The following is a 6,000-nucleotide window of genomic DNA, read 5'->3' on the forward strand; positions in this document are numbered from 1 at the left end:
ATCCAGCTCAGCGTACCTGTGAGCTACGTGACAGTTACCGACTTGTGAAATGGTTTGTCAACTGTCAGCGACTGTCACTACTGTCCTTCGTATGACTAGTCAGACCACCGTCGACAAGGCGTCGCGGGAGCCGCGCGAGGCCGCCGCTCCCGTACCTGCCAAGGGGCTGCGCGGCCACCCCTGGCTGACGCTCTTCTCCGTGGCCATCGGCGTGATGATGGTCGCGCTCGACGGCACGATCGTCGCGATCGCCAACCCCGCCATCCAGCAGGACCTGAACGCCTCGCTCGCGGACGTCCAGTGGATCACCAACGGCTACATGCTCGCCCTCGCGGTCTCCCTGATCACCGCGGGCAAGCTCGGTGACCGCTTCGGCCACCGCCAGACCTTCCTCATAGGCGTCGTGGGCTTCGCCGCGGCCTCCGGGGCCATCGGGCTGTCCCACAGCGCCGCCCTGGTGATCACGTTCCGGGTGCTCCAGGGGCTCTTCGGCGCCCTGCTGATGCCCGCCGCGCTCGGCCTGCTGCGCGCCACCTTCCCGGCCGAGAAGCTGAACATGGCGATCGGTATCTGGGGCATGGTGATCGGCGCCTCCACCGCGGGCGGCCCGATCCTCGGCGGGGTGCTCGTCGAGCACGTCAGCTGGCAGTCCGTCTTCTTCATCAACGTGCCGGTCGGTGTGATCGCGCTGCTGCTGGGTCTGCTGATCCTCAAGGACCACCGCGCCCAGAACGCGCCGCGCTCCTTCGACATCGGCGGCATCGTGCTCCTCTCGCAGGCGATGTTCTGCCTGATCTGGGCGCTCATCAAGGGCTCCGAATGGGGCTGGGGCGACTACCGGACGCTCGGCTTCCTCGGTGCGGCCGTGGCCCTGTTCGTGGTCTTCGCGTTCGCCCAGAAGAACGTCCGCGAACCGCTGATCCCGCTCTCCATGTTCCGGTCCGTGCCGCTCTCCGCCGGTGTGGTCCTGATGGTGCTGATGGCCTTCGCCTTCATGGGCGGGCTCTTCTTCGTCACCTTCTACTTGCAGAACGTGCACGGCCTGAGCCCCGTCGACAGCGGCCTGCACCTGCTTCCGCTGACCGGCATGATGATCGTCGCCTCGCCGCTCGCGGGCGCCGCGATCACCAAGTTCGGCCCGCGCGTCCCGCTGGTCGGCGGCATGGTGTGCACGGCCGCCGCCATGTTCGGCATGTCCCAGCTGGAGATCGGCACCGGCACCCTCACCATGTCCATCTGGTTCGGGCTCCTCGGCCTCGGACTGGCCCCGGTGATGGTCGGCGCCACCGAGGTCATCGTCGGCAACGCCCCCCTGGAGCTCTCCGGCGTCGCGGGCGGCCTCCAGCAGTCCGCCATGCAGGTCGGCGGCAGCCTCGGCACGGCGGTGCTCGGCGCGGTCATGGCCTCCCAGGTCGACTCCAAGCTCGCCGACAACTGGACGGCGGCGCAGCTCCCGCCGCTCGGCCCGGACCAGCTGGACCAGGCGTCCTCGGCCGTCGAGGTCGGCATCCCGCCGGTCGGCGGGGACGTCCCGCCGGAGATCGCGGGCAAGATCGCGGGCGTCGCCCATGACACCTTCGTGTCGGGCATGAGCACCGCGTTCATGGTCGCCGGCGGTGTCGCGGTGCTCGCCGCGGTGGTCGCCACCTTCACCAAGCGCGGTGAGAACGCCGAAGCGGGCGCGGGCGCCGGACACATCTGACCGTCAACACCCCGCGCACGACAGCCCCGCCGGAGCCTTCCGGCGGGGCTGTCGCCTATCAGGGTGGTGTGCCCCGGGCCCCCTTCCCCGGACGCCGCGCCGCAGGTCAGGGTGCGGACAACGGATCCGCAACCGACCACGGGGGTCGTTCTCCATGCGCAAGACCGCATTCACCGGTGTCCTGGCAGCCGCTTCGCTGGCCGCCGCCGCCCTGCTCCCGCAGAGCGCCGCCCACTCCGCGCCGCCCGCCCGGCTCGGGGACTGCGCCGCCGGGCAGCTCTGCCTCTGGGACGCGCCGGACTTCACCGGCACCCGCCGGACCCACGAACTCGCCTCGACCGACATCGACAGCTGCGTACCGCTGCCGAAGGGCAGCCGGATCCAGGCGCTCGCCAACCGCACCGGCCGCCCGGTCACCACCTACCAGTCCGCGGAGTGCGCCGAGACCGGCGAATTCAACACCTACCCGGGCGGCGGCACCTGGGTGCCCCGCTCCCCGTACCAGGTCAGGGCCTTCAAGATCTGGGAGAACTGAGCCGGACATGCCGGAGGGCGGCGGGACCACCCGGCCCCACCGCCCTCCGCGTACACAGCTGTGTACGTACGTCCCTACGCGTCGCCGCCGGCCGCGCCCGGGTCCGCCGCCGTGACGTCCAGCAGCTCGTACCGGTCGAGCGCCTGCTTCAGCAGCGAGCGGTCGATCCGGTTCTCCTTCGCGAGCTCGGTGAGCACCGCCAGGACGATCGACTGCGCGTCGATGTGGAAGAACCGGCGGGCCGCGCCACGCGTGTCGGCGAAGCCGAAGCCGTCCGCACCCAGCGACTGGTACGCACCGGGCACCCAGCGCGCGATCTGGTCCGGCACCGAACGCATCCAGTCCGAGACCGCCACGAACGGACCCTCGGAACCGGACAGCTTCCGCGTCACGTACGGGACGCGCTGCTCCTCCTCCGGGTGCAGCAGGTTGTACCGCTCCACCTCGACGGCCTCGCGGCGCAGCTCGTTCCAGGAGGTCGCCGACCAGACGTCCGCCCGGACGTTCCACTCCTCGGCGAGGATCCGCTGCGCCTCGAGGGCCCACGGGACCGCCACACCGGACGCCATGATCTGGGCCGGGATCTCGCCCCGGTCGGCCGCCCGGTAGCGGTAGACACCCTTGAGGATGCCCTCCACGTCCACGTTCTCGGGCTCGGCCGGGTGCTGGATCGGCTCGTTGTAGACCGTGAGGTAGTAGAAGACGTCCTCGCTGTTCTCCCCGTACATCCGCCGCAGACCGTCCTTGACGATGTGCGCGATCTCGTACCCGAACGCCGGGTCGTAGGCGACACAGGCCGGGTTGGTCGAGGCGAGCAGCTGCGAGTGGCCGTCCGCGTGCTGGAGCCCCTCACCGGTCAGCGTCGTACGACCGGCGGTCGCACCCAGCACGAAGCCACGCGCGAGCTGGTCGGCCATCTGCCAGAACTGGTCACCGGTGCGCTGGAAACCGAACATCGAGTAGAAGACGTACACCGGGATCAGCGGCTCGCCGTGCGTGGCGTACGCCGAACCGGCGGCGATCAGCGACGCCGTGCAGCCCGCCTCGGAGATGCCGTCGTGCAGCATCTGCCCGGTCGGCGACTCCTTGTACGTGAGCAGCAGATCGCGGTCCACCGACTCGTACTGCTGGCCCAGCGGGTTGTAGATCTTCGCGCTCGGGAAGAAGGCGTCCATGCCGAAGGTGCGGTACTCGTCGGGGGCGATCAGCACGAAACGCTTGCCGATCTCCTTGTCCCGCATGAGGTCCTTCAGGATGCGGACGAACGCCATGGTGGTGGCGATCGACTGCTGGCCCGTGCCCTTCTTCGCGGTCGCGTACGTCTTGTCCCCGGGCAGGGCCAGCGGCTTCGCGCGCACCACACGGGTCGGGACGTAACCGCCCAGGCCCTTGCGGCGGTCGTGCATGTACTGGATCTCCTCCGAGTCGCGGCCCGGGTGGTAGTACGGCGGAAGGCCGTCCTCCAGCTCCTTGTCCGCGATCGGGATGTGCAGCCGGTCGCGGAACCGCTTCAGGTCCTCGACCGTGAGCTTCTTCATCTGGTGGGTCGCGTTGCGGCCCTCGAAGTTCGGCCCCAGGGTCCAGCCCTTGACCGTCTGCGCCAGGATCACCGTCGGCTGGCCCTTGTGGGCCTTGGCCGCCGCGTAGGCCGCGTAGACCTTCTTGTGGTCGTGGCCGCCGCGCCCCAGGTGCAGGATCTGGTCGTCGGTCATGTCCTTGACCATCTCGCGCAGCCGCGGGTCGTCCCCGAAGAAGTGGTCGCGGATGTACGCGCCCGACTCGGTCGCGTAGGTCTGGAACTGGCCGTCCGGCGTGGTGTTCAGCTTGTTGACCAGGATGCCCGTGCGGTCCTGCGCGAGCAGCGGGTCCCAGGAGCGGTCCCAGACCAGCTTGATGACATTCCATCCGGCACCGCGGAACTGCGACTCCAGCTCCTGGATGATCTTGCCGTTGCCGCGCACCGGGCCGTCGAGCCGCTGGAGGTTGCAGTTGACGACGAAGGTCAGGTTGTCCAGGCCCTCGCGGGCGGCGAGGGAGAGCTGGCCGAGCGACTCCGGCTCGTCCATCTCGCCGTCGCCCAGGTACGCCCACACGTGGGACTGCGAGGTGTCGGCGATGCCGCGCGCCGCCATGTAGCGGTTCATCCGGGCCTGGTAGATCGCGCCGAGCGGGCCGAGGCCCATCGAGACGGTCGGGAACTCCCAGAAGTCCGGCATCAGCCGCGGGTGCGGATAGCTGGACAGACCGTTGGGCGCCTTCGACTTCTCCTGGCGGAAGCCGTCGAGCTGCGCCTCGCTGAGCCGGTCGAGCAGATAGGCGCGGGCGTAGATGCCCGGGGAGGCGTGGCCCTGGAAGAAGATCTGGTCGCCGCCCAGGCCGTCGTCCTTGCCCCGGAAGAAGTGGTTGAAGCCCACGTCGTACAGCGAGGCCGAGGAGGCGAAGGTGGCGATGTGGCCGCCGACACCGATGCCCGGGCGCTGGGCGCGCGAGACCATCACGGCCGCGTTCCAGCGGGTCGCGTTGAGGACCTTGCGCTCGATCTCCTCGTCGCCGGGGAAGAACGGCTCGTCCTTCGTGGCGATCGTGTTCACGTAGTCCGTGCTGCGCATCTCCGGAACGGCGACGCGCTTCTCCCGCGCGCGCTCGATGAGCCGGAGCATCAGGTAACGAGCCCGCTCGCGGCCCCGCTCGTCGACTGCGGCGTCGAGCGAGTCGAGCCATTCCTGGGTCTCTTCGGGATCGAAGTCCGGGACCTGGCTCGGCAGGCCGCCAATGATGATCGGGTTGCGATCGGAGCCGGAAGCCACGCTGTTCCTTCGCTGTTCGGTGGTGTCTTACGGGGCCGTGCTGCTGGTACTACGGGCCGTGCTGGTAAGCCGTCACCATCGTGTACCGCGAGGACGCAAACGTCATCTCTACCGAGGGGTAACCGCCGTGTTGCGGCGCTCCGTGCCCGGTGCGAGGGGATGGTACGACCCAAAGCGCAACCATACGCCCAAGCCGTCCAAGCGTTCCCAAAGGATGTTCGACTCCGAATGGCGGACCGAAACGGCATAAGCTGTGGAAGGACGTAAAGGGTGTGGACGGCAGCGCCGGGCCCCGGAGGGGATCCGCCGACAGTGCGGAGACGTGGCAGGGAACGTCACCGTTTAGGCGGTCTCGGACGCCGGGTACTTGCGCGATCCGCCACTCCCGTGTGGACTACGGCCAATGCCCCGCGCACGCGCGTGGCCGAAGCATTTTCCGAAACATGATCAGGAGGCAACCCGTGAGCGCGACCGCGGACCACGCGGAGGAGCGGACCAGCCTGGCAGCACGCCTGGGGTTCGAGCCCGGACAGGTGGTCCAGGAGATCGGCTACGACGACGACGTCGATCAGGATCTCCGTGAAGCCATCGAGGCCACAATCGGCCAGGAACTCGCCGACGAGGACTACGACGACGTCGCGGACGTCGTTCTGCTGTGGTTCCGTGACGAGGACGGCGACCTTACGGACGCGCTGGTGGATGCCATTGGTCTGATCGAGGACGGCGGCACGGTCTGGCTGATGACGCCGAAGACCGGCCGTGACGGATACGTCGAGCCGAGTGACATCAACGAGGCCGCCCAGACGGCCGGCCTCGCCCAGACCAAGAGCATCAACGCGGGCAAGGACTGGACGGGAAGCCGTCTGGCGACGCCGAAGACGGCCCGGGCCAAGCGCTGAGCGGCGCTCCCGGCACGTTATTCGTCACGAAGGCCCCCGACGGCGCATGAGCCGTCG

General features: G+C 68.9%; 4 protein-coding genes. 3 read left to right on the plus strand and 1 reads right to left on the minus strand.

Features of this window, described 5'->3' with window-relative positions; translation table 11 throughout:
- Positions 1-91 precede the first annotated feature (91 nt).
- Both ACFCV8_RS14015 and ACFCV8_RS14020 read left to right on the plus strand, forming a co-directional pair.
- Positions 92-1,702 (plus strand): MFS transporter, encoded by a 1,611-nt coding sequence (locus ACFCV8_RS14015; RefSeq protein WP_376685568.1) that lies wholly within the window; start codon positions 92-94, stop codon positions 1,700-1,702.
- 154 nt (positions 1,703-1,856) lie between these two features.
- Complete coding sequence (locus ACFCV8_RS14020; protein ID WP_376685569.1) at positions 1,857-2,237, plus strand: peptidase inhibitor family I36 protein; 381 nt, start codon at positions 1,857-1,859, stop codon at positions 2,235-2,237.
- Positions 2,238-2,311: 74 nt separating this feature from the next.
- Here ACFCV8_RS14020 and aceE read toward each other — a convergent pair whose 3' ends face one another.
- Positions 2,312-5,044, minus strand: coding sequence for a pyruvate dehydrogenase (acetyl-transferring), homodimeric type (gene aceE, locus ACFCV8_RS14025; protein WP_376685570.1), 2,733 nt, complete (start codon positions 5,042-5,044; stop codon positions 2,312-2,314).
- 461 nt (positions 5,045-5,505) lie between these two features.
- Between aceE and ACFCV8_RS14030 the strand changes: the two genes are divergently transcribed.
- Complete coding sequence (locus tag ACFCV8_RS14030) at positions 5,506-5,943, plus strand: DUF3052 domain-containing protein (protein WP_376685571.1); 438 nt, start codon at positions 5,506-5,508, stop codon at positions 5,941-5,943.
- Positions 5,944-6,000: the final 57 nt, after the last annotated feature.

This window comes from Streptomyces sp. NPDC056347 (assembly GCF_042262625.1).
GTDB lineage: Bacteria > Actinomycetota > Actinomycetes > Streptomycetales > Streptomycetaceae > Streptomyces.